Below are 25,723 nucleotides of genomic sequence, written 5' to 3' on the forward strand. Positions count from 1 at the left end.
GCCCTTTTTTGCGAAAAGTTCTTTAAGAATTTGATTGTCCAGGCTCAGGTCGGCAAACATCTTTTTCAGGCGTGAATTTTCCTCCTCCAAATCTTTCAGCCGTTTGACGTCAGATGCTTCCATTCCTCCATACCGGCTTTTCCAGTTATAAAAAGTGGCCTCAGAAATGCCATGCTGCCGACAAATCTCCTTAGTAGTGATGCCGGTTTCCTGCTGTTTGAGGATCGAAACGATCTGGGTTTCTGTGAATCTCGTCTTTTTCATCAGTTTAAAATTAAGTGATATTCTCTAATTTCAAACTGTCTGTCATTTAGGGACACTTACACACCGCTGAAAAGCACAATGTTACGCTGGTAATGGAATTGCTCAACAGCAAAGTAAACCATAAGGATTACATGTGCGACCGCACTTCATGGGGCGCAGGTTTGTGTGAAATGGTGGGTTCCGAGAAATTCAAATTGCTGTATGACATTTATCACATGCAGATTATGGAAGGCGACGTGATCGCAACCATTAAGAAATACCATCAATACATCTCGCATTACCATACCGGCGGCGTTCCGGGCAGACACGAAATCGACGAAACGCAGGAGCTGTATTATCCGGCGATCATGAAAACGATCGTGGACACGGGTTACAAAGGATTTGTGGGCCAGGAATTCATTCCGAGCCGGAAAGATGACATTGCATCCCTAAAACAAGCCATCGGCATTTGCGATATTGCATAATGTCCATCACCTTTGTATAGACAGGAATTTTATAGTTCAACATAAATGATGACAGATGAAAAATAGATTTTTTCTCGCCGGGCTTTTCATACTGTTCGCAGTTTTATCAGTTCAGGCACAAAAGAAAATTAAGGTGATGATCCTGGACGGCGAATCGAATCCATATCACCGCATTGACATTGGTACACAAATCCTGAAAAAGCTCTTGGACGAATATCAGCCATTTGAAGTAGAGGTTGTTTCTGCACCCGGCAAGGATGGTGATTTTAGTAATTTTATGCCAACATTTACTGATTACCAGGCAATTGTTCTGAACTATGACGTACCAACCGAGCGCTGGCCTGACCCGTTGAAAAAATCATTTGAGCAATATATGTCCAATGGCGGCGGACTTGTCATTATACATGCGGCCAACAATTCTTTCCCCGGCTGGGTTGAATTCAATAAAATGATCGGCGTCGGCGGCTGGCGTGACCGCAACGAAAAAAGCGGCCCGTACTGGTATTACAAAGACGGAAAACTCATAGAAGATACCAAGCCAGGAAGTGCGGGAAGCCACGGTGCCAGAACACCTTTTCCGATCAAGCTGGTCAAAACGGATCATCCGATTACCAAAGGATTGCCCCCGGTTTGGATGCACCACAATGATGAGCTTTATGCCAAACTACGCGGGCCAGGTGAAAATATGACCATTCTGGCGACAGCTTATTCCGATCCGGCCAATCAAGGAACAGCTTACGATGAGCCGCAGGTCATGGTGCTGGATTATGGGAAAGGAAGGATTTTCCACCATACCATCGGACACGATGCAGTAGGCATGAGTTCCGTCGATTTTGGCGTCTTGCTGCTTCGGGGAACAGAATGGGCGGCCACCGGAAAGGTAACCCAAAAAGTACCCGCTAACTTTCCAACTGCAACTACTGCTTCTTATCGTACAGATATTGCAGCAATGAATCCCTTGCCTGTCAAGCCTGCCACAAAGTAAACGGTCTAGCGATATTCCATACAAAGACATGTACTACACTTCCATAGCCTTACATCAACCGTGTAAGCTTATGGAAGTGAATGTATCAATCGCTGTCAAGAAAAATTAAAAAAACAGTATTTCCCCTGCCCTTTTACTCCGACCTGAGAGTCTTCACCGGGGTCATCAATGCGGCCTTGATGGCCTGGTAACTCACCGTGAGCAGAGCAATACCGGTTGTTATCACGCCAGCCAGTGCAAAGATCCACCACTCTACGCCGATGTGATAAGCATATTCCCGCAGCCACCAGTTAGCGCCAAACCACGCAACAGGGAATGCAAAGCAGCAGGCGATCAAAACCAGTTTCACAAAATCCTTAGAGAGCAACGCCATAATGCTTAACAGATTGGCACCCAGAACTTTCCTCACACCGATTTCCTTCAACCGTTGTTGTGCCGAGTAGGTAGCAAGTCCGAAGAGACCCAGGCATGCAATGACCACACTGGCCAGGGCTACCCAACCGAGAATCGTTTGGCTGCGCTGATCTTCCATGTAGAACCGGGCGAGCTGCTCGTCAAGGAAGTGGTATTCGAAAGGCTCGCGTTCATCGTTTGCTAGCATGACTGCTTTAAGCTTTTCGAGGGTAGCCTGAATGTTCTGCGGTTGGATCTTCACAGAGTAATAATCGATTGGATAAATCGGGTTGTCGTGGTAGGCAATGATCAATGGCTCTATCTTCGCCCGCAGCGATTGAAAATGGAAATCCTTCACGATGCCTACCACACGCGGTTTAAACGAAGCGTTGATATCGTCATAAACCGGAGCAAAAGAGGAACCGCGGGCACTTTGTGGAATATTAACGGCTTCATTGGAAATATGAGTAATGCCGAGAATCTTTGCGGCCGCCTCGTTGATCAGGATTGCCGAGGTGTCATTCTCATTGCTGAAGTTCCTGCCTTTGAGCAACTCGATCCCATAGGTGGCCAGAAAATCCTTATCCGCGCCAATCACATAGGCTGTGTGCAGTTGATTGCTACCACCATCCTTTTTGAGTTTGACTCTCACTAATGTTTTCCAATCCCCGGGCACGTGCGACGTTACAGACACTTGCTCTACGGCGGCAATCTTGGACATCTCGTTTTTCACCCAATCAAAGTTGGAGCGGGCCTTGAGCACATTCACGTCGATGACCACCATCAGGTCTTTGTTGAAGCCCAGGTTACTCTCGTTTAAAAAACGTACCTGCCGGAAGAGCACAATCGTACCAATGATCATTACAGTCGAAATTGTGAACTGCAGGACGACCAATGCTTTGCGCACCGAGAAATCACTACCACTTTTGAGCACCAGGCCTTTTAGTAATGAAACCGGTTTGAAATAGGAAAGCAACAGGGCGACGTAACCGCCGGAAAGCAAACCCATCGCAATGATCAAGCCTGCCGCAGCGGCCCAGAAACCTAAGCCCACCGAGGAGAAAAGCGAAAACTTTTTATTGACAAATTCATTGAATGAAGGCAGCAATAACGCAACGATGAGCACAGCAAACCCGAAAGCGATCACCATTGTGATGAAGGATTCGACCAGAAACTGCCAGATCAGATTGCTACGCACGGCTCCGATCACTTTTCGGACACCGATTTCCTTAAGCCGGCTCGAGGCCCGGGCTGTGGTCAGATTTGAGTAGTTTATTCCTGCGATCAGCAAGACAAGAATGGCTGTAAATAGGAACACTGTTACGTATACAGGATTGCCTTGCGGAATAGGATCAACATTTGAATTTCTTGCGCCATCGATAATTCCTTCAGATTTCAAGTGCACGTCCTTCAATGGCTGAAGGCTGTACGAAAGTTTTGTGCCGGGTTCGAGCGATGCATTGGCTTGGACCAGGCCAGTGATTCTGCTGGAAACAGAATCAGCATTCACACCAGGCTTTAACAATGCATAGACGGTGTAGTTCTGTGAAGCCCAGTCACTCAGGGCGTCACGCATGAATTCTTCATTGGAATACCGCGTCGACTCCGACAGCACACTGGTAAAAGTAAAGCTGGAATTCTGTGGATGATTTTTCAAGATCGCCGTGATCTTTACTGGATTATCCATGTGGCTGAACTGCAAATTTTTATTGATTACATCAGTCCTGCCGAAGATTCTCATAGCAAGGTCTTCGGTAATAACAATAGAATTCGGCTCTTTTAACGCAGTACGCCGATCGCCCTCAAGAAGCGGGAAATCAAATACCTCAAGCAAATATTGATCCGCGACAGTAATGGCCTCCTGTACATTGACAGGATTTTCGGGATCCACAAGGTTAGCCCGCCCAATGCGTTGCATGCGTGTTGTCTGCTCTACATTCGGGAACTTTTGTTTGGTTTCTTCGGCCACCATATAACCAGCTGCGGCGACTGTTGCAGCTTCATTGTTGGGGCTTTTTTCGTGGGTAATGACACGATAAATTCTTTCCGCCTTACTATGCTGGGTATCGAAGTTGAGCTCATCATATACATAAAGACCGATCAACAGAAAACAAACCATTCCGAATGTGAGGCCCAGCACATTGAGCGTCGAGTAAAGTTTGTTTTTCCGGAGGTTTCTCCACCCCATCATAAAATAATTCCTGATCATACCGTTGGAGGGTATAGGTTGGTGAATGCTAGCCGATCGGATAATTCCCGGTCTAAAGAGGAACAGCACGTCTTTGCACAAGTGCAGGTTTGCCCGGGCTCTCCCCCAGGCTGCTACCCGTCTATCGTAGATTTCAAGCAGGTCTCCTTCGATATCGGCATGATATTCGGGCTTGCAAAACCATTCCAGGAAACGCAAGATGAAACGAGGTGGCTCAGCGCTTTTCATGGCCTTCTATTTAAGATTAAGCACCAGTTGGGGCAGCGCCTTCCAAAGCTCGTCGCGCGATTCTTTACAATAGTCCAGGGCTCTTTTCCCATAAGCTGTGACTTCGAAGAAAAGCTTTGGTCGCCCGCGCCGGCTTTCGGTTGAATCCCCGGGCGTTGAATTCAGGAATCCTTTCGATTCCAATCTTCGCAATGTAACCTGTAAGGAACCGACGGTTACCTCCCTTTTAAGGCGTTGTTCGATCTCATCCTTGATCGTTACTCCGTATGCATTGCCATGCAGCACGCCTACTGTAAGAAGGACAATTTCCTCGAATTCACCGAGCTGAAAACGTTTCATGAGTGAATAATACTATTATGCAGTAATAATAGCGAAGATTTTGTATAAATACTATTTAGTAGTAATAACTATTTTTTGGCGATGTTGAACCCCAGCTGATTGCCTGCCGAGTATGAAGCCTTGTTACATTTTTGACATTCCACGAAATGGTAGGATGAATCCTTTCGCTTCCAGGCTTTTTAGGTAAGCTCCTGCTGTTTTAAGATTTCCTAGACCCGAACTTTCAAGGAAATTCCGTTTAACATAGGGCAGTCTGAATAATACTTCCAGCAGATCCTTTGAATATACTTTGGGCAAGACTTCCTTTATTTGTTCACTCATCTCACTCATCAATTGATCAATTTTTTCGATGCGATCATCTGATCAGTGGCAGGATTAGTCAATTGTGTTGCCGGCAGATTTCGTATTCCCGATCCATTCTCTTTGACGATCCGAACGATTGTAAGCCATATCTGGTGGATTAAACAAGGGCAAGATTTGCCCTTGTAGTCATAACGAGGGCGAAAATAGGCAAAATTCGCCCTCGTTTTTGAGATAATCGCTGCAATAATGTCAAGGGTCCATTTTAGCTTGAAGACTAAATTTCCCGCTTCTATACCAAAACCCTCACTTCCTATAAAAGTTAGCGGCCTTGCTATAATTCGCAAAACGCCATTTCTCCCCTCGGATAGATTTGCAATGTACTCGCGGCTCAATGACGAGATCCGCCACTTTCCTGCGCCAAAGTAAGCCTTATTTCAAGCTGCTTTGCTGGCCGGGATTGTAATCAATGGTTACGTGATTGATTTTCCCAGTAAAGGCAAATGGGACTTTGTAAGTGTCTGCAACAGGCGTCAGGTCATCAAAACCAACATTAACCCCTTCATGCAGATAAACATAACCCGTTGTTTTTTCCAGCTTTGACTCCCCTACTTTGGAATTATTGGCAAACAGAGTGATCTGACCTGCTCCATTATCATCGTATTTTACATCGGCCCGAAGCTGCACTTTCCCTTGCGGCAGAGCCGCATTTTCAGATGTGACCACGTATTTAGTGCCATCACCAACCGCATAAACAAAGTTGAGCTTACGGTTCTGGATAAAAAAGCTCAGTCCTCCCTCAAACCCGCCGCGCGAAAGCAGCACGCCCTGGTCTTCTACGCCGCCAAGGTCCACATCGGCAATCAGGCTGAATGATTTTTTCAAGGCAAATGGCCCTGCAACATCCACGATCGTAGACTGACCCGGATACAAAACAACGCGGTCCAGATCCTTATAGGCAGTTTGCAGCGTGTAACCCTGGGTGCCGTCTTTCAATGGAAAGACATTGTATTTGGTGGCTTCACTGTCAAACAACGCCCGCAGCTCTTTTAATTTCGCGGGCTGCTGCGCCGAAAGATCAGTAATCTCATTGAAATCATCTTTCAGATTATACAATTGCCAGCTGTCAGCATTGAAATCCTGCCCTTTTACGTGCAGGGATCCCGCTTTCCAGCCATCTTTGTAAATGGCGCGTGAGCCGTGGATTTAGTAATACTGCACATTGTGGCGGTCCTTGGCGGCAGCATCATTCAGGCTGTAAGCCAGGCTGGTGCCCTCGATAGGATCTTGTTTGTAGCCGTTGATGTGCTCTGGAACCTTGGCCTGAATCAGTTCCAGTGTCGTAGGCAACAGGTCAATGATATGGCTGTATTGATTGCGTATGCCTCCTTTTTCTTTAATGGCCTTTGGATAAAAAACGATCAGCGGATTATGGGTGCCGCCTTCGGAGTTGGCATCCTGTTTCCACTGACGGAAAGGCACATTGGTGGCCGCTGCCCAGCCCAGGGGATAATTCACTTTGGAGAATTCCGAGCCGATCAGATCTATATTTTCCAGGTTCTTTTTCAAACGCTGCTCCTCGGTAATGCCGGCCCCGTAATGGTTGACTGTTCCCACAAAGGTTCCTTCTTTACTGGCGCCGTTATCGCCAACAGAGACAAAAATGAGCGTGTTTTCCAATTGCCCTGATTCTTTCAAATGGCTGATCACGCGCCCGATCTCGTAATCGGTGTACTCGATAAAACCTGCATACGTTTCCATAAAACGCGCATAAAGCTTTTTCTCGTCGGCACTCAATGTGGCCCATTCTTTCACGCCCACATTACGCGGCGGCAGTTTGGCATCCTTGGGAACTACGCCCAGCTTGATCTGATTGGCCAAAACCTTCTGGCGATACTCGTCCCAGCCACCATCGAATTTGCCTTTGTATTTATCAGACCACTGTTTGGCAACCTGGTGAGGCGCATGTCCGGCTCCCGTGGCAATGTACAGGAAAAATGGTTTGTCAGGATTTCCAGCTTTCTGACCGGAAACATAGCTGATGGCGCGGTCGGCAATCAGCTCATTGAAGTGCTTTCCATCCTGCTGGTCTTTCTGGCGATGCGTTCCTTCCCAAAGCTCAGCATGCCATTGGTCGATGCTTCCCCGGGAGGGAAACCCGTAAAACTGCTCAAATCCACGGCCCGTCGGCCAGCGGTTGAATGGCCCGGCTGGCGTCAGATCGGCCAGAGGCGTAATGTGCCATTTACCCAATGCAAATGTATTGTAGCCGTTCTCCTTGAGAATTTCGGCAGCAGTTGCTTTCTCAAAGGGGATCTGCGCATCATAACCCGGCGTGCCAATAGCAGTTTCAGGAAACAGGCCCATATGCGCTGAATGCGAGTTGCGGCCCGTCAGCAGCGCAGCGCGGGTTGGAGCGCAAATCGCAGTTGTATGAAAATTGGTATAACGCAGCCCGTTATTGGCCAAACTGTCCAGTGTTGGCGTGTTAATAAGCCCTCCAAATGTGCTGATGGCCCCATAACCCACATCATCGAGCAAGATCCAAACCACGTTGGGTGCTCCCGAAGGCGCTTTTTTCTTTTCCGCCCAGGACTCGCTGGTTTCCTTAATGGTTTTACCAATTTTGCCTTTATAGGGCTGGATGGGCGTATGTTGACCGTTGGCAGACTGGCCTGTGCCCATCCACGCCATGGCTGCCAGCACAAGGGCTTTTGCCGGAATTAAAGATCTTTTCATTGTATGGATATTAGCTGTGATTAATGTTTTTATTCAAATCCCGGATTCTGAACCAGTAATTTATTGTTATCAATTTCCGACTGCGGCAGCGGGTAAAGCCTGTGCTTGTCGGCCGCATTGGTTTTGCCGACCTTATGCAGATTGCTCACAAATGTGGATTTACCGCTGCCATCTTTCTGGCGTATCAGATCAAACCACCTTTGATATTCGTAAACCACTTCCAGGCGACGGTCCAGATACAGCGAGTCGCGGAACTGATCTTTGGAAAGCCCTGCGGTAAGATTGGGCAAACCTGCTCTTGTCCTGACCCGGTTCAGCGATTTATAGGCTTTGGCCGTTGGCCCGTTGGCTTCATTTTCCGCCTCGGCGTGGATCAATAGCAACTCTGCATATCGGATAATGGGCACATTAGCGGCCGACTGGTTGGTAACTGCCGTCGAAGCCGGGTCCCACCATTTGCCCCAAAACGGCGTAGAATCATTAGGCACGGCCGGATTGGCGATTGGCAGCGCATACACGCGGCCATTGGCCGGACTCGTAAAGCTTCTTGTGAAAGTGACGGCCCTGCGCTTGTCCTGAGGCTTGTATAACTTGTAGATGCTGAATGATTTGTCATTGCCGTTGGTATAAAACCTAACCATATGAGCATAGTTACCATTCAGTCCAGGAATCCCTGAAAGTATGGCGCGCGGATTCTCATTGTTTCCCTGATTGAGCGAATTGGACTTGAATTGGGCTGAGAATATGTGCTCCTTATTGTTTTTGAAAGCCGGCAAAAACACTTCTGCATAGTTGGAAACAAGCTCATACCCATAAGCGCCCGTTCCCCCATCCGCTGGTGAAAGCGCCTGCTCAGCGGTTGCAATAGCGTCCTTGTAATGCGCTGCAACACTTAATGGCAAAGACGCTTTGGTAAGATAAACTTTTGCAAGGATTGCCTTGGCCGCCCCCGAAGTGGCCCTGCCGACATTTGGCGAGGAATAAGACGCGGGAAGAACGGCAGCGGCCTGGATCAGATCTTTCTCGATGCTGGCATAAACCTCGGCAGAAGCAGATTTTGCGATCTCATATCCGGCCGGGTCAACTGACTTCTGATAATCCGTGATCAGCGGAACATCGCCGTAAAGCCTTACCAGGTTAAAGTAATAAAGTGCCCTTAAAAATTTGGCCTCACCCAAAAGACGCTCTTTTAATGCATTATCAAATTCAATGGCAGGGATCTTTTCCAAAACCACATTGGCCTTTTTGATGGCCGCATAATGCTGCTGCCAGATTTCATAGATGCGCAGGTTGGTTGCTGAATGCGCCAGAACCGACAGTGAGCGAACGTCCGGGTTTGTTGCCCCTGGCCCCGGGTCCTCGTCATCACCGGCCATGTTCATTCCGGTATTAAAAAGCGTGTTATAAGGCGTCTGAACCGAGCTGCCTCCTGAATTCAGAAAGAAATAAACAGCATTTACCGCGTTGATGGCATCGGTCTGTGTTTTGTAATACTGGTCCTCAGAAAGAAAGGCTTCCGGCTCCTCTTTGAGAAACTCCGAGCACGAGGACAGGCCCAGTGAAAGCAGGGCAATCGGAATATATTTTAAAATTTTCATTTGAATTTTCTTATTTAAATGCTTAGTCATCAATGCATTAATATTGGTTTAAATCGCTTTCCTTTATCTTAGAATGACAGAGAAAGGCCAACCTGATAGGACTTATTATTGGGATACACACCTTGGTCGACGCCCTTGTTGATCAGCGACTGGCCGTTCAGGCTCACTTCCGGATCATAGCCTGTATAATTTGTCCAGGTAACCAGGTTTTGCGCAGAGAAATAAATGCGCAGGGCGTCTATCCCCACTTTTGAAAGCACTGATTTGGGCAAATTATAGCCGAATGAAAGGTTTTTCAGCCGGTAATAAGTGGCATCTTCAATGAAGCGGTCAGAGATGGTAATGGCAGGATCCTGGAATGCAGCCTTAACATCGGTGTTGGTGTTGACAGGCGTCCAGCGGTTAAGCATCACATCGGATGCATTTACGTAACCTGTGCCCAATTCAAGGTTCGCGCGGTTGGCATTATAGAGCTTGCCACCGATGGAAGCCTGAAAGAATACGGTCAGATCGAAGCCTTTGTAACTAAATGTGTTGGTAAGGCCTGTGGTAAAACCGGGCTGGTTATCAATTACAACCCTGTCGCCTGCCTGGGTAATGACTCCGTCTCCATTGATATCCTTGTATTTCTGCCCCCCCGGGCTTTTGTTTTGCTGCGGGGTAAGGGCCTGATCTCCCTGCTGAATGATGCCGTCTGTTTTATAGACGATGAAAGAACCCAGCGGCGAGCCCACTTTGGCAATGGAAGGGGCGGATATTACGGGAATGATCTGGTTTACATTCTCGCCCAGGCTCAGGATCTTATTGGTGTTTTTAGCAAAAATAAAGATCGTATTCCACTTGAAAGCACCCGTTGTGTTTTGCGAATTTACATACAGTTCAACACCCTGGTTACTGACCTCGCCAATGTTTTGGTATACCACCGAAGCCTGCCCGTTGTAAAAATCCGAAAGTCCCGAGGTTCCTGCCACTGTTCTTGTCAGCAGCAGATCGGTGGTTCTTTTGTAATAATAATCGGCAATAATGCTGATGCGGTTTTTAAACAAACCCAAATCAATCCCGGCATCAACCTGAAATGTTTTTTCCCAGCCCAGGTTGGGGTTAGGCACTGTATTGGGCGCGTAACCTGAAATGGTGGTATTGGAAAAATTATACCTGAAATAGGCCAGCTGCGAAAGCGATTGATAGGGAGGAATACTCTGGTTACCAGTTGATCCGGCGCTGAGTCTTACTTTGAGCAGGCTGATCTTTTTGAACTGCTGAAAGAATTTTTCATTGTTCAAATTCCATCCGAAAGCGGCAGATGGGAAATATCCCCATTTGTTTCCCTCACCAAAACGTGAGGATCCATCGGCGCGAAGCGTGAATGTTAACAGGTAACGGTCATCAAAAATGTAGTTGACGCGTCCCAGGTAAGAGGCCAGTGACCAGGCGCTGGCCACCGAGCGTGGCGCAACGTTGGTAATTCCCGTAGCCAGGTTATTGTATTCAAATGCATCGGTTGCAAATCCGGCAGCCTCTGCGATAGCTCCTTTCGACTGCGAGGTCTGGGCAGTGAAGCCGACCACTGCATTGATCCTGTTTTTATCATTAATGTCCTTATCATAACTTAATGTGTTCTCATTAAGCCAGTTAGTTGTAAATATCGACCCAACAATCGCATTACCGCTTAATGCCTGACCTTCGGCTGTGGTGCTGGGCAGATAGCGGTTTTGCTTATTGCCAACCACATCGGCGCCGATCAGCACCTTGGCCTTCAAACCGTCCGCAATGGTGTATTCACCCGAAATATTACCCAGAAAACGGTTGGTAATGGTCTCATTGAGCTGGTTATAAAGGGAGTTGATCGGGTTTTGAAGCGCTGATTCAAAAGGGCTGTTGACAACAAAGCTGCCATTGTCCTGATAAATAGGCAATGCTGGCGGCGTTTGCAGCAAATTACCCACAATGGCATTGGGAGCCACATTAGCCTTGGTATTGCTGGCGTTTAAGCTGGCAAAAATCCGGAAACGATCATTATAGTGATGGTCCAGGTTCACCCTGGCGGAAAACCTTCTGAAATCCGTGTTTTGCAGGATCCCGTTTTGTTTGAAATAATTACCTGAAACAGCCAGCCTGGTTTTCTCAGAGCCTGAAAGAATAGACAGGTTATGGCTTTGCTGGGACGCTTTTCTGAAAGCGGCATCCTGCCAGTCGGTTCCCGCCCCGGTTGTATCCAGCGAGTATCCGCTGATATTGGGGATGGAAACCGTTTTGCCCGAATTGGCGGCAGCATCCTTGCGAAGCGCCCACCATTGTCCTGCATTCAGAAGCGGAATGGTGCGGATCACCTGCTGGGTGCCGTAAAAAGCATCATAATGAATGGATGATTTGTCTTTGGAGCCGCTTTTAGTTGTGATAATAACCACACCATTTGCCCCGCGTGAGCCGTAAATGGCAGTTGCTGATGCATCTTTAAGCACATCAATGCTTTCAATGTCGGCCGTGCTCAGTGAGGATAAGGGATTGATCTTTGAGCCGTCGGTAACGCCCGCATCGCTCAGGCTGTAATCGTTATTAATTGGAAAACCATCGATTACATAAAGCGGGTCGCTTCCGGCAGTGATGGAGTTGTTTCCCCGGATCTGCACGCTAACGCCCCCGCCGGGCTGTCCCGAAGTCTGCGTTACCACGGCGCCTGCAACCGAGCCCTGAAGAAGCCGCTCGACGGACGCCACCGGCTGGCTTTTTATTTCAAGCGGAACAGAGGCAATCGAACCTGTGATATCCTTTCGTTTTTGCTCTCCGTAGCCAATTACGACCACTTCATCGAGCAGGTTGGCGGTTTTGAGAACAAGTTCAACCAGTTCTGTGGGCAGCTCGTAGATTTCTATCTCCTGCTGCTGAAAACCGGTAATGTTGACCTGAATGGTAAACGGGAATTCCTTAGCTGCCGGGATGCTGAACTTGCCATCCAGGTCTGTCTGCACATATTTGGAACTGCCCTTCTCGACAACGGTTGCTCCGGGCAGTCCTTGTCCGGTTTCGTCTTTGACAATTCCGCTAATGATGTCCTGGGCCCTTGCCAAAGTGGAAGTAAAAGCCAGCGCACCCAATAGCAAAATCAGGCGTAAGTTTTTAATGATCATTTTCGGAGTAGATAATTGTAGATAGTGATTGGAACTGTTTTATTTAAAAAATTGGGCAAAGATTTCCCGGCGCACGTATAACGGAGTTTGCTATACGTGCGAAGGATTTGATAAGTAAAATGCAGTTAATTAACTGGCTGCTTTCGTTTCCAGGAGCGGCTCGATCTGGATTTGTTTCACAGGGACTTGATCGCCAACCATAGGTCCATCAGCGGAAAGCTCACTTCCTTCTTTTTTGGATTTGAAAATGGGCCACAAAAATTGGGCATACCATTCCTCTTCTTTGTAATGCTTGATGCCAAAAGAGCTCGGGTAGCGGCGCGTTATAATGCCTGTCCCAAAGATAATATCCCATAGAAAGAACATATTTCCGAAGTTTCCCTTGTAATGCCCTACCCCGTCGTCGGTTGTGTCGGCGTGGTGCGCGTAGTGCGTTGCTGGTGTGGAGATAAACCTTTCCAACACCCAGCCAATCGGGTTAAGCCACTTGATCAGGTAAAATGGCTTGTCCCAGGGAATGCTTGAATGCGCTCCGGTAACGATCAGCGATTTAACAACCTTTACAAACAATGCCGCGTAACCCAGGCCCATATAGGTAAGGGCTACGGTCAGATAAGTCTGGGAAAAGAAAATGGTGTAAATGACATTCTGTCTTCCGGCCATGGCCATACCCATGTAAGGAGCACTGTGGTGGGTGCGGTGAAAGCGCCATAGCCAGGGCACCTGGTGGTGCAGGCGGTGATACCAGTATTGCGTGAGGTCATCGGCAACGGCAATAATAGCAAAAGCCCACCAGAATGGAACCCAGGAAAAGCTGTTTTTGGCACCTGGAAGCCATTGCGGTAACAACTGCAGGCTGTAATAGGCCACAACGGGCGGGATTATGATTTTGGGTATTACAAAGCAGACAATGTCCAGGATCCGCTCATTTTTGGTCCATTTGGTCTCGTACAGCCCGGCTGCAAATTCAACAACGCCAATGGCCAGAATGATCACCGGCAATCCCCAGGAGCTGAGATTTTGAAAAACCCCTTCGATGAATGCAGGCACCTTAAATGGTAAACCATTGCTGATTGTCCAGGGTTTGTGATCGGTCAGATGAAAGGTTACAAACATCAGCGCAATAGGGGCCAGATAAAGCAAAATACTGACAAGTGCATCACGCCATATTTTTTGCGTAACATGCTGTTCAATTTTCATAAAGAGCAGTGATTAAATAAGGTTACAGATTAATTGAGAAGACTTTGCGCCAGCCAGATCCCGCCCGCAATCAATGCGAACGGCACCAGGGTCAGAAAAATCCCGACTGCAATTTTTTTTACCAACAGAAGTACATCAGAAAGCGTCATAGCAATGCATGGTTATTGAATTGAAATTTCAAAAGGGAATATTGACAAACGGGCACGGGTAACCATGCCGGATGTTCAGGAGGCGCGTAAGGAAGTTATTGCCCTGAGCTGGTCAGCAACAACAAGGCTGGCTACATCCAGCCAGAGAAGAAAAATTGCGGGTAAAATACCACCTGAATGCCATAGCTGACAATTTTGTTTAAAACAAAAAAAACTTTACAACGAATGTGTTGATGCCTAATGCCTATCTCTCGGGTGGTTCAATTGATAAGCCTACTAAAATGATAGACAAAGTAAAGTAGATTATTTTTATTAAGCAAGAATGGCGAAAATTTAATTCTCACTGTCCTGCATCTGATAGTGATAAGCCTTTTTGGAGGGAATGCGGTAGAGCAAAATCAGACCGAAGATGAATATGACTAAAAGTGCGAGAATGCTGTTTCGCATGCTTCCTGTGAGATACTCGACAGTTCCGTAGATGAAAGTACCAATGACGATGGCGAGCTTTTCGGTGACGTCGTAAAAACTGAAATAAGAGGCGGTGTCTGAGACGTTTTCAGGGATCAGCTTGGAATATGTCGAGCGGGAAAGGGATTGGATGCCGCCCATGACCATGCCCACAGCGCAGGCCACAAAGTAGAACTCCATGGCTTCGGTGGTGTAATATGCGCCGGTGCAAATGCCGATCCAGATCGCGACGCCAACCATCAGCGCAAAAATATTGCCTATCTTTCCTGATAGCCACGCAAATGTGAATGAGCCGATAATGCCCACGATCTGAATTAAAAGAACGGTCACGATCAGGCTTTGAGAAGGCAATTTCAGCTCGGTTGCACCAAAAATCGTTGCTACATACATGACAGTCCTCAGGCCCATGGTGTAAATGAAAAAGGCACTCAGGAATTTAGCCAGAAAAGGCTGTTGTCTCAGATTAAAATAAACCTTCCTTAACTCAGCAAACCCGTTAAAAATCCAGTTTCCCGACTTTTGCTTTGCTGGCTTGTGGGCTGGTAAATATCTGAATGGGATCTGCGCGAAAAGGATCCACCATAATCCGACGGTAAAAAACGAGATCCGGGCAGGCAGTGCTTTATCGGTAATGCCATAGAATGCAGGCGCCAAAATCATACTCAGATTAAAAATCAAAAGCAGCACGCTTCCCAGGTAACCCAGCGAAAATCCCCGGGCGCTATAACTGTCAAATTTATCCTCCGTGGCGATCTCGGGCAGATATGAATCATAAAAAACAATGCTCCCGCTCCACCCTATCAGACTCAATCCAAACAGCAAAACAGAAGGCACCAGAGTGTCTTTGGTAAAAAAATAAAGCAGCATGCAGCTAACAGCACCCAGGTAGCAAAAAAACTTCATAAATCTTTTCTTCTTACCACTATAATCGGCCACTGCCGTGCACAGTGGGATCAAAAGCGCCGTGATCAGAAAAGAGGCCGAGACTGTGTAGGAAAACAATACCGAGCTTTTGATGTGAAAACCCAGAAAATCACTGTATGCGGTCCCGGATGCTTTTAGTGCCGTGGCGCTGAAATAAACGGGAAAAATGCTGGATACAATAACAAGTGCGTGAACCGAATTAGCCCAGTCGTACATACACCAGGCGTTTATAATTTTGGGATCGTTCTTTCTCATCAAAGTGAATTTGGCACAAAATAAGAAAAGCGGCAGAACTAATCCGCCGCTTTTTTGAATTATACCAAAATTTGAGTGCTTATTTGATCACAGGCTCAAAAACCATGATCGTTTCCTGCTCAACGCCGCTGACAGGCATTTTGCTTTTTAGCCTCAGCTTGCTGTTTGTGAGCTCTTCAACACCAAACTCACCTGAAAAGCCGGAAATTTTGATGTCAAGCGTCTTATTTTCGTTTTTCAAATACCACGTTCCGCCGTTGATAACCTGCTTGGAACCCTGATCGATCGCCTTGGTAACATTGTTTTGCAAAAACTGAATGTCCATTACTTCCTTAATGGCGCGCGTCTGGGTATTGAGCTGATTAACGGGAATGTCTTTGCCTGCCAGATCGGTCACCGTTGACATGCGCCATGGATAATTGATCAGTATTTTGTCCTTTTCGGAAGGCTCAGGCGTTGGATTTGGATTGTCGGGTTTGTCTTTGTCGCAGGCCATTAAAAACAGGGCCAGTATAAAAGGGGCAAGCAGCAGTAATCGTCTCATATTGGTTTATATTTTATGTTCCAGGCAATTTCTTTTCTTACTTTGTCATTAATATAATTGAAGTGTCGGGCGTTTCGCGGAAAGCGTTTCGCGGAAAACGTTTCCCGGAAAGCGTTTCGCGGAAAAATCAAATTACCGACGCTGCAAAAGTAACGAATTTGTCCGGTCAATTCTTATGGTTCATTTTACCTATATATATGTGAGAGCTTTTTACACCGCATTATTTTATCTTATGGTTCAATCCTGGCCATTGTATGCGCAGGATTGCCAGCCCGCTTATATACTAAACCCGGTCACGGCCAACAACACGATCGAATGGGGCAAGTTTCCCGAATTTACCCTTCCCTTTAAAATCATTTACAATGCTACGCGCTTTGGCGATACGCAGTCCCAGCCCCTCAAACATGGTTTTAGCCACCTTGCAACCTTCTCGGGACCCGAGCCCGGATCGTTAACGAATGCCAACCGGGCCTTGATCTGGTACGGCGTTGCCACTTCTAGCGGCAACCAGCCCTGGGCGGATAACACGCTGCGCAGTCCGTGGGGAAATGATACGGCCGCTTACCGCAGTTTTTGGGACAATTACGCTGAAACGGCCAAAGGTTACGACATTATCTGCATGGACATTGAGCGCATGCAACGCGAGGACCGCGACATTCTTGCCTTAAAATCCAATAGTAAGATTGCACAGAATTACCGCAATTTATCGGATGCGGATTTTTTGGCAACCTATAAAAGGGACATGAGATGGTGGTATACCGAGGCTGCCAACAGATTAAAATTAAAAGGTGTTAATGCCCCATTGAGCAGTTACAGCGATGTTCCCGTGCGCAACACATGGCTGAACATTACCGCCAACAGCTGGCAGGACTGGACCACCAATGCCGGCCGCACGCATTACCTGGTCCAGGACAATGCAGGCAAAATCGGCGGCAGCTTTTATAACGCGCAGCAGTTTCTGACACCTTCTCCTTATTTTTATTATGGTTACGATAACCCCATCGGAAAGGATTATCTCTCTTACCTGCTTTTTAACATTGAAGTCAACCGCGCTTGGAGCGACAAACCCATTATCCCCTTTGTGTGGATGCGCATTCATGACAGCTATGATCCCAACACGCCGATGATTGCTCCTTTTGTGGCGGAAGCGACAGCGATTTTTCCTTTTTTTTCCGGGGCCAAAGGGTTATGGCTTTGGGAAAATCCGGGCTTCCCAGGCAGCAGACAAGAAAATTATGCGCCTTATGAGCGGTTCATTTACGGACTTTACCGGCTGTCGGCTTTCAAAGATATGTTTGAAGGAAGCTATGAGCTTGTTATCCCGCAATCTGCCCGCGATTTGATGGAACAGCAAAGCCCGATATGGCGCGGTGTTGTGAAAGGGAGCGACATTCTGGTCGCTGCCCAAAATCCATATGCGGCAGATAATGCTGAAACCGAGATCGTTGTTTCACACCAGAAATGGGTTAAGCGCATTAAGCTGAAAGGCAAAGAAGTTTTCCTGTGCAAATTTGATCTCAATGACACGGTTAATTCAACCGAACCGCATCTTTCCGATGCCTTTGTGTATGCCAATCCCGTCGAATTTGAAATGAATGTGGTTTTAAATGGCGTAAATGGCCTTACTGATGTGGCATTTTCTTTATTGAACACGAAAGGACAGGTTGTTGCAGAAAAACAACTTAAAGCCATTGCCGGAGAGACGCGTGAAAAGATTGATTTGCCGCACTTAACTGCTGGCATATATTTTGCCCGCTTCAAGACCCAGAACCGGACCATTACCAAAAAAGTGGTCATTCATCAATAACTTCCTTTGATTATGAACTGTCTGAGCCAGCAAACCAGCCCATATTTACTTCAACACGCACACAATCCCGTTGACTGGTTTCCCTGGGGCGAAGAAGCATTAAGCAAGGCAAAAACCGAAAACAAGCCGATTCTGGTCAGTATTGGCTATTCGGCTTGCCATTGGTGTCATGTGATGGAGCGTGAATGTTTTGAAAAAGAGCCGATTGCCGCCGTAATGAATGAACATTTTGTCTGCATTAAGGTGGATCGAGAGGAGCGCCCTGACGTGGATGCCGTGTATATGGATGCAGTGCAGGCGATGGGCGTGCGCGGCGGCTGGCCGCTGAATGTTTTCCTGTTACCCGACAGCCGGCCGTTTTACGGGGTTACTTATCTGCCTGCGCAAAACTGGGTGCAGCTTTTAAAGAGCATTGATAATGCATTTAAGAAGCATTATGATGAGCTGGCAGGTTCTGCCGAGGGATTTGTGCAAAATATGCTGGTCTCTGATACAGAAAAATACGGGCTTGTAACTGGCAGCGGTGATTATGCCTCTTCCGAGCTGGATATCATGTTTGAGCAGTTGCAGCGCAATTTTGATACGGAAAAAGGTGGAATGGACCGAGCGCCGAAGTTCCCTATGCCCTCAATCTATAAATTTTTGCTGCGTTATTTTGATATAAGCCAAAATCCCCAGGCACTCGCCCAGCTGGAATTGTCCCTGGACCGCATTGCTTTGGGTGGGATTTATGATCACGTTGGCGGGGGATGGGCCCGGTATTCTGTTGATGACGAGTGGTTTATTCCTCATTTTGAAAAAATGCTCTATGATAACGCCCAGCTGCTGAGCATTTACGCCGAAGCCTATTCACTAACCAGAAATCCGCTGTACGAAGACCGTCTTTTAAGCACAATTCAATGGCTGCAAGACGAAATGCGCAATGAGCAGGGCGGTTTTTATTCAGCGCTTGATGCAGATAGCGAAGGCGTTGAGGGTAAATTTTATATTTGGACAAAAGCTGAGCTGCAGCAAATCCTGGGCGAAGATTTTGAATGGTTTGCCAAACTTTATAACGTCTCTGAGCACGGCAACTGGGAAGACGGCCATAATCATCTGCATTTGACCAACACTGTGCGGCAAACAGCCAGTGCATTGAAGCTAGATGTGGCTGATCTTGAAACAAAATACAGTGCCGCACTTAAAAAGTTGGTTGAAAAGCGCGAAGAGCGTATCCGGCCAGGTCTGGATGACAAAACGCTCACATCCTGGAATGGGCTGCTGATCAAAGGATTGGCCGATTCCTACCGGGCGCTGGGCAACGAATACATTCGTGAAATGGCTGTTTCGGCTGGCGTTTTTATCCGCGAAAATATGATCGTGGCCGGCAAGCTCATGCACAGCTACAAGAACGGCCAGGCCACGGTGACTGGCTTTTTGGAAGATTATGCGGCAGTCATCGAGGCATATCTGGCCCTTTACCAGATCACTTTCGATGAACAGTGGATCACGCTGGCCAAAAAACTGGCCGACTACACGATCCACAATTTTTACGACCAAAAAGAGGGCTTCTTTTATTTTACCGACATTTACGGAGAAACGCTCATTACCCGCAAAAAGGAGCTTTTCGATAATGTGATCCCCTCTTCCAATTCGATCATGGCCCACAATCTTTACCTGCTGGGCATGATGCTCGATGAAGATGAATACGCCAGGATTTCGGACGCAATGCTCTCAAAAATGAGCAAAGTGCTTCTGGCTGATGTGCAGTGGGTAACCAATTGGGCCGCATTATATTGTATGAGGGCCTCCCCAACCGCTGAAATCATCATCGTTGGAGCTGAGGCCGACGATATGCGCAAAGATTTTGACCGCTTCTTTGTGCCTAACAAACTGGTAATGGGAACAACCAGCCGCTCAGATCTCCCACTCTTAAAAAGTCGCACAGACATCAATGGTAAAACGGCCATTTACGTATGTTACGATAAAACCTGCCAACTGCCTGTTACGCAAGTAGAGTACGCCCTGGATCAACTGGCCGGGGTTTGAAGGTTGGACTTGACTTTCCCAGTAGTTACTAAATCGCACAGTGAGCGCAACTAAAAATAGGTTTTTACTGCAAACCTGAACTGTTCAATGAAAATTTTCTTAAAAACACTGATATTATTCTGCTCGTAAAAGATCAGCATTGCTTTTTTGTATTCGACTGCGTCAACAGTCCGGAAAGAAATTGGGCAATGTTGGTGAGCAATTAGGATAGCATTACCAATGATGCGGGCTGTTCTTTTATTTCCATCATTAAATGCCTGGATATAGGATAGCAGAACCAAAGCCAGCAATGATTTTTCAAATACATTTTCTTTTCGATTGATCAGCCTGCACATATCTTCCAATGCTTCCCTGATCTGGTGCTCGTTATCCAGTGGTTTGTAGTTGGTTCCTGAAATACCTACCCGACGGCGTCTGATATTTCGGTCCACTTCAAGATCCTTAATGAGAAGGCTATGAATGTCCTCTATCCGTGCAATAGATAATGGAACCACATAGTCCGGGTTGTCAATAATAAAGTTGAGTGCTTCCTTGTGATTCAACAGCATTGTCGCATCATCCTTAGGCTTACCGGCAGCTGTCTCCTTGTCCTTCAACAAACGTTCTGTTTCAAGCAGCGAATAAGTATTACCTTCAATTTGCGATGATTTCCAACTCAAATCAATAGCCAATCTTTCCATCTCCTTGTTATAAGCGGCCGTACTCATATCGTTTACATTCTTGCGAAATTCTTTCTGCAAGTTGGTAAGGCCATTTACCTCGTCTGCTGTAAACAGGTCAACACTACTTAATATCTCGGTGATCAGCTGAAAATTAAAGTCCTCACGGATCTGGCGCTCATCTATCTCCTGCTTAAAATATGCGTCCGTATCAACAGGACTGAAAAGCTGATTTGCTGCGCTCAGGAAATACCTTGTGGCTCTGGTCTGACCTCGGGTCGATAGTTGGCCGGTTTCAACCAGTGCAGCTATCGCTCTTTTGATTGTTGCAAAAGAACCTCTGCCGATCGCCTTATGGATTTCAGCGGACGAACTGAGAGGATGATCCTTTACAAAAAGAAGAATGTCAGAATTTAATGATGACATAAATTATAGCTCGTCATAAAATCAATTTTGGCTCAAATATATACAGATTTGAGCCAAAATTTTTCAAATTTGAGCCGCATCGTACTTTAAGCTCAAAAATCCGAATGTTTAAGCTCACTTTAGGCACTTTTTGAGCCGTACTAAAACTTAACTTGATCCGCAAATTAATTTACTTTGGCTCCAAGATTGAAACTAAGCTAAAAGCAACGGAAAATAACGCTCCTGGATCACCCGCATGTGATGAAGCGGGTGGCCGATGATGACAAATCCTAATGCCAGTGCTGAAATGTCTGATTTGTAAGCAAACCCCGAACGCAGGATCATTTGATGATCCATGCTTTTGAAAAGGGAAATGGTGCTTTGCCTTACCTGGCCGAATTCCTGCATGAGATCTTCAATGCTGCGCTGATTGGCAATGGTGTTTGCTGCCAGAAGCTCTTCGTCATAACCGGGAAGGGTCGTTTTGTCATTTCTGGAAAAGCGCATAGCACGGTAAGCCATAATGCGCTCATTGTCAATTACATGTTGTAAAATATCTTTCACCGTCCATTTACCCTGGGCGTAGGCAAGGTCTTTGAGAGCAGTCAGCTTATCTATGTCGGTGTAGACCTTGCCAGGAGTATATTTGTCGAATGCTTCGATAATGTCCATATCCTCGACCAGATTAATGTAGCGGTCGAAAAACTGGGGCATTGGGTTAATTGCGGATTTCTTCATAAACGGTAAGCTCTTATCTGAGTTTTGAATATTTGTAATCTATATGTCTGGGTTTTGAATCAATAGTGCCTTCAATGTAGGCATGAAGTGAGTCTGCGGGTAAAAATGCATAGCCAATGCGCTGGGGAAAATCGTGCTTGGGATTTTCAAAAATAAACTTTTTCCCTTCAATTGATTTCAAATCGAAAAGTACTTCCTTTTCATCATTCTGTCCAAAAGCAACCGGAGCGTATATAACCCTACGGTTACTTAAATACAGCCGGACTGTTTCAAGCTTAATGGTGTCCCCATTTTCAATCTTATAACTGATGCCCGAAAACTCAACGGGCGAGACCCTGCGCCAGGTTTCATACATATTACCTCCCGAACGCTGCATTTTCCATGAGCCCACGATGGCACTGAGCTTTTCAAAATCACTTTTGGTAAATCCCTCGCCCTGAATCATTGCCGCCGATGCAAGCAGCAAAACCACTAAGCCATTACGCATCACACATTTGGAAAAACCTGTTTGCCTGGTCATTGACAGCGATTTTATTTCAGGTGGTAATTTAAGCAAAATCCGCAGCATGCATTTGCAGAGACGTTGATATATAGTATTTTAAACAACATTTGCTTAATTGGATCGAACTTGATTACATTTGAATATAAATCCTCTTCAAATTGAAAAGACTGTTACCGATAGGATTGTTGGTTCTTTTGCTCTACAACACGTTTGGGCTAACTTTTGCTGTGCTTTTCTTTGATAACCACTATCAGCAATCGTCGGTTTCTTCGCTGGGTGACGAATTAAGGGTCGTTAAAATGCATTTGCCATCTCTGCCCTACTCGGGCGACCTTCAAATTACGGAGGCACCCCAGGGACTGATCCGTCAGAATGATCAATTTTATAACCCTACCCAGGTCCTGCATCAAAACGACACACTTTATGTGACGCTGAAATCAAACCAGGCGGCTCGTGATGAATTTGTTGCTTTGGCCAATGCGATGCAGATCATAACTGATCCGAGCGCCAAACTTCCTGAGGACCCTTACAGCAAAGCCATTAAATTGTTGGATAACTTGCTGAAAAATTATGTTTCAAATGTTGCTTCAATAAGCTTTCCGCCTGCGTCATTTACGGATCCGTTGCCTTTATCAATGGGCGGACGCTCCAAAAATATCTATTCAGCCATCTTCATTCAGCTAACAAGCCCGCCTCCCGAGCTAAGCTGAATCCTTGGCGAGCCTTACCTACCGGCCGCAAGCTTGTTTTTCATTTCGTCAAAATTGCCTTCAAAGCGCAGTATCCATTCTGGTATTGTAAACGCACGGCATTATCCCTCAGTAAAAACAAATGCATTATTCTTTACGAAAAATGAAGCAATCACTCATTTTGCTTTCAATAATTGTCCTGTGCGCAACAGGACGAGCTTTTGCCCAAATGCCCAACGACGCCATCTATATGTCGAAAAATACGGCTTGCCTTGCCCTGTCTTACGGGCATAGCTCCTGGGATAAATACTGGGAAAACAGCCTAAAACGCGAAAATCTCAATATAGGCACCCATACCACGCAAAGCGCAATGGCCATGCTGGCAGTGGGTGTAACCAAAAATCTGAATGTCATTGTTGGCGTTCCATATGTGTGGACGCAGGCCAGCGCGGGTAACTTAAAGTGGCAAAATGGCTTTCAGGATGCGTCTCTCTGGCTTAAATACCGTTTTATTAATAAATCAGGGTTCTCCCTGCATGCCATAGGCGGCGCTTCCATTCCCATGGGCGATTATATCCCTGATTTTTTACCTATGTCGATTGGTATACAATGCAAAACAGCGACGGCAAGGCTGCTGGCCAGATATCGCCATCCCCAAACAGGCATTTATCTGACGGCTTCGGGAAGCTATATTTTCCGCAGCAACATTAAGATCGATCGCGACTCTTATCTCTCAGAGGGTAAGCTGCACAGCACAAATAAGGTAAGCGTGCCCAATGCCTATGATGCCTCTGTCAGACTCGGATATTCCAAAGCTGCCATCCAGGCGGAAGTTTTTGCCGAATACGGCGCATGTGACGGCGGTGATAATATTCGCCGCAATGATATGCCCTTCCCTACCAATAACATGAAAAGCACCGTGGGCGGCGTTTATGCCAAATTTCAGCCAAAAAACATTGGCGTTAATGCCCGGGCCGCCTATGTTTTAGACGGGACCAATGTTGGCCAGAGTACATCTTTTTCTGTTGGCGTGCTGTATCAGTTCCGGTACATCAAGGCTGATAAAAACCCAAACATGCATCAGTAACAATGAAAACATATATATCAAAAAGCAATCTTCTGATTGCGTGCGGATTGCTTCTCACACTGGGGATTTCTTCCTGCACCAAAACGGTCGACGAACCCACAGCTTCTGTCAACAATCCTTCCAGCATGGATGCCAATGCAGGCAACTGGAAGCCATATGTGCTTACTTCATCCAGCGAAATAACGGTTGCAGAACCCAAGGCTGCTTCTTCGGCTGACTATAAGGCAGAAATCACCAAGCTAAAAGAGACAACCTCCAAAATCACCCCGCAGCAGAGAGAAATTGTTAATTACTGGGGCGCTGGGGCAACATTCCGCTGGAATGAGATTGGTCGTGAGCTCGCTGCCCGCTATAATACACCGCCTGCATCTAACCAGGATGGTAAATATCCGCTGCCAGATCCGGCTAACCCGCTTGCAGACCCTAAATTCCCCTTTGCCAATCCGCCCTACACGGCGCGCGCCCTGGCTTATCTGAGCGTGGCGCAGTACGACGCTCTTGTGAGTGCCTGGAATTATAAGTTCAAATTCAACCGCAAAGCGCCTTCAAAAACAGATGAGTCTGTGCAGGCGATTTTGCCGGTGACCGATCTTCCTTCCTACCCTTCTGAGGATGCGGTGGTAGCCGAAGCATCGGTTGCCATTTTAAAAGCAATGTTTCCGGGCGAAGTGCCTTTTTTGGAGCAAAAGCTTGCAGAACATAAAAACAGCCGCTTATGGGCTGGTATGAACGTGGAAAGTGACATTGCTGCCGGCGCAGAACTGGGCAAAGCTGTGGGCGCCAAAGTTATGGCAAGAGCAAAAACAGATGGCATGGGAACAGCCAACAACCAGGCTGCAACGGCTGAAATGATCGCAAATGCAAAAACGATCGGCACTTCTGAGCCTTGGGTGAGCCAGGAATCGCCTGCCCGTCCGCCAATGCTGCCCACTTACGGCTTTGTTACGCCCTGGAATTTTGATAAGGCCACTGTTAAGACAATGCGTCCAGGCCCGCCGCCAGCAATCGGCAGCGCGGAATATCAACAAAATATTGATGAGCTTTTAACCATTGCCAAGAAACAAACCCGCGATCAGGCGCGCATTGCCAGCTTTTGGTCAGATGGTGTGGGAAGTTATACGCCTCCTGGGCACTGGCACAGAAGGGCTGCTGACCTTTGCCATAAGAATTCTTTCAGCGAAGTAAGAACGGCCAGAACCCTGGCGCTTCTGGGCACAACACTGCAAGATGCAGGCATCTGCTGCTGGGATGCGAAATATTATTACTATTACCCGCGTCCAAACCAGATGAACAGAAAAATTAAAACATCTGTGGGTTTGCCTAACTTTCCGTCATACACTTCCGGCCACTCGACGTTCTCAGGTGCAGCGGCTGAATTACTGGCTTACATCTTCCCGCAAGAAAAACAGAAAATCGACGATATGGCCCAGGAAGCTTCTGTATCCCGGATTTACGGACTGATCCATTACCGCTTTGACTGCGAAGCTGGTCTGCAATCCGGGCATAAAATCGGAGAGTATGCAGTGGCAAGAGCAAAATCTGACGGTGCTAAGTAGTTGTTCCAAACCTTATAAAAAATGGCTTCCCGATTGCTCAGGAAGCCATTTTTTATTTATCCAAA

The 25,723-nt window shown here is 46.8% G+C and carries 20 protein-coding genes and 1 pseudogene; 7 read left to right on the forward strand and 14 right to left on the reverse strand.

The window, feature by feature from the left end; genetic code table 11:
• Positions 1-264 (reverse strand): IS66 family insertion sequence element accessory protein TnpA (tnpA, locus tag B5X68_RS13830; protein ID WP_141110303.1); only part of this gene is annotated, 264 nt, incomplete at its 3' end.
• Between the two features lie 62 nt (positions 265-326).
• Between tnpA and B5X68_RS13835 the strand changes: the two are divergent.
• Both B5X68_RS13835 and B5X68_RS13840 read left to right on the forward strand, forming a co-directional pair.
• Positions 327-728, forward strand: a pseudogene (locus tag B5X68_RS13835) (TIM barrel protein); the annotation flags it as partial.
• A 55-nt stretch (positions 729-783) separates the two neighbouring features.
• Positions 784-1,713 (forward strand): ThuA domain-containing protein, encoded by a 930-nt coding sequence (locus B5X68_RS13840; RefSeq protein WP_082215364.1) that lies wholly within the window; start codon positions 784-786, stop codon positions 1,711-1,713.
• Positions 1,714-1,846: 133 nt separating this feature from the next.
• Here the strand turns inward: B5X68_RS13840 and B5X68_RS13845 are convergent, their stop codons facing one another.
• The 10 genes from B5X68_RS13845 to B5X68_RS13890 form a co-directional block, all read right to left on the reverse strand.
• On the reverse strand, positions 1,847-4,543 hold the full coding sequence (locus tag B5X68_RS13845; RefSeq protein ID WP_212568009.1) for an ABC transporter permease: 2,697 nt from the start codon (positions 4,541-4,543) through the stop codon (positions 1,847-1,849).
• Between the two features lie 6 nt (positions 4,544-4,549).
• Complete coding sequence (locus B5X68_RS13850; protein WP_082215366.1) at positions 4,550-4,882, reverse strand: PadR family transcriptional regulator; 333 nt, start codon at positions 4,880-4,882, stop codon at positions 4,550-4,552.
• A gap of 123 nt (positions 4,883-5,005) precedes the next feature.
• A complete protein-coding gene (locus B5X68_RS29470; protein WP_082215367.1) occupies positions 5,006-5,212 on the reverse strand; it encodes a hypothetical protein in 207 nt (68 codons plus the stop codon).
• Positions 5,213-5,614: 402 nt separating this feature from the next.
• Positions 5,615-6,298: a hypothetical protein gene (locus tag B5X68_RS29235; RefSeq protein WP_229208412.1), complete on the reverse strand. Its 684-nt coding sequence runs from the start codon at positions 6,296-6,298 to the stop codon at positions 5,615-5,617.
• A 90-nt stretch (positions 6,299-6,388) separates the two neighbouring features.
• Entirely contained in the window at positions 6,389-7,921 is a 1,533-nt protein-coding gene (locus B5X68_RS29240) for an arylsulfatase (RefSeq protein WP_229208413.1), read from the reverse strand.
• 29 nt (positions 7,922-7,950) lie between these two features.
• A complete protein-coding gene (locus B5X68_RS13870) occupies positions 7,951-9,519 on the reverse strand; it encodes a RagB/SusD family nutrient uptake outer membrane protein (RefSeq protein WP_082215369.1) in 1,569 nt (522 codons plus the stop codon).
• A gap of 68 nt (positions 9,520-9,587) precedes the next feature.
• A complete protein-coding gene (locus tag B5X68_RS13875) occupies positions 9,588-12,647 on the reverse strand; it encodes a SusC/RagA family TonB-linked outer membrane protein (protein WP_229208414.1) in 3,060 nt (1,019 codons plus the stop codon).
• Between the two features lie 129 nt (positions 12,648-12,776).
• Positions 12,777-13,847 carry a sterol desaturase family protein gene (locus tag B5X68_RS13880; RefSeq protein ID WP_082215370.1) on the reverse strand — a complete coding sequence of 357 codons (1,071 nt, stop codon included), beginning with the start codon at positions 13,845-13,847 and terminating at the stop codon, positions 12,777-12,779.
• A 482-nt stretch (positions 13,848-14,329) separates the two neighbouring features.
• Positions 14,330-15,643, reverse strand: coding sequence for an MFS transporter (locus tag B5X68_RS13885; protein ID WP_082215371.1), 1,314 nt, complete (start codon positions 15,641-15,643; stop codon positions 14,330-14,332).
• 79 nt (positions 15,644-15,722) lie between these two features.
• Positions 15,723-16,187 (reverse strand): hypothetical protein, encoded by a 465-nt coding sequence (locus tag B5X68_RS13890; RefSeq protein WP_082215372.1) that lies wholly within the window; start codon positions 16,185-16,187, stop codon positions 15,723-15,725.
• A 199-nt stretch (positions 16,188-16,386) separates the two neighbouring features.
• Here B5X68_RS13890 and B5X68_RS13895 point away from each other — a divergent pair, with 199 nt between their 5' ends.
• Together B5X68_RS13895 and B5X68_RS13900 are read left to right on the forward strand one after the other, a co-directional pair.
• Positions 16,387-17,994 carry a T9SS type A sorting domain-containing protein gene (locus B5X68_RS13895; protein ID WP_229208415.1) on the forward strand — a complete coding sequence of 536 codons (1,608 nt, stop codon included), beginning with the start codon at positions 16,387-16,389 and terminating at the stop codon, positions 17,992-17,994.
• A gap of 12 nt (positions 17,995-18,006) precedes the next feature.
• On the forward strand, positions 18,007-20,022 hold the full coding sequence (locus B5X68_RS13900; RefSeq protein ID WP_082215374.1) for a thioredoxin domain-containing protein: 2,016 nt from the start codon (positions 18,007-18,009) through the stop codon (positions 20,020-20,022).
• A 50-nt stretch (positions 20,023-20,072) separates the two neighbouring features.
• Here the strand turns inward: B5X68_RS13900 and B5X68_RS13905 are convergent, their stop codons facing one another.
• The 3 genes from B5X68_RS13905 to B5X68_RS13915 form a co-directional block, all read right to left on the reverse strand.
• Positions 20,073-21,107, reverse strand: a complete 1,035-nt coding sequence (locus B5X68_RS13905; protein WP_082215375.1) for a Fic family protein — start codon at positions 21,105-21,107, stop codon at positions 20,073-20,075.
• Positions 21,108-21,299: 192 nt separating this feature from the next.
• The gene (locus B5X68_RS13910) at positions 21,300-21,824 is read right to left on the reverse strand and encodes a DinB family protein (RefSeq protein ID WP_082215376.1); all 525 of its coding nucleotides are present in this window, start codon (positions 21,822-21,824) and stop codon (positions 21,300-21,302) included.
• A gap of 13 nt (positions 21,825-21,837) precedes the next feature.
• Entirely contained in the window at positions 21,838-22,344 is a 507-nt protein-coding gene (locus B5X68_RS13915; RefSeq protein WP_141110304.1) for a DUF6265 family protein, read from the reverse strand.
• Between the two features lie 140 nt (positions 22,345-22,484).
• On the opposite strand from B5X68_RS13915, the gene B5X68_RS13920 reads away from it, so the two are divergent.
• The 3 genes from B5X68_RS13920 (at position 22,485) to B5X68_RS13930 (ending at position 25,658) form a co-directional block, all read left to right on the forward strand.
• Positions 22,485-23,036, forward strand: a complete 552-nt coding sequence (locus B5X68_RS13920) for a hypothetical protein (RefSeq protein ID WP_141110305.1) — start codon at positions 22,485-22,487, stop codon at positions 23,034-23,036.
• Between the two features lie 142 nt (positions 23,037-23,178).
• A complete protein-coding gene (locus B5X68_RS13925; protein ID WP_082215378.1) occupies positions 23,179-24,102 on the forward strand; it encodes a hypothetical protein in 924 nt (307 codons plus the stop codon).
• A 2-nt stretch (positions 24,103-24,104) separates the two neighbouring features.
• Complete coding sequence (locus tag B5X68_RS13930; protein WP_082215379.1) at positions 24,105-25,658, forward strand: phosphatase PAP2 family protein; 1,554 nt, start codon at positions 24,105-24,107, stop codon at positions 25,656-25,658.
• The last annotated feature ends 65 nt before the right edge of the window (positions 25,659-25,723 follow it).

The organism is Dyadobacter psychrophilus, from assembly GCF_900167945.1.
Classification (GTDB): Bacteria; Bacteroidota; Bacteroidia; order Cytophagales; family Spirosomataceae; genus Dyadobacter; species Dyadobacter psychrophilus.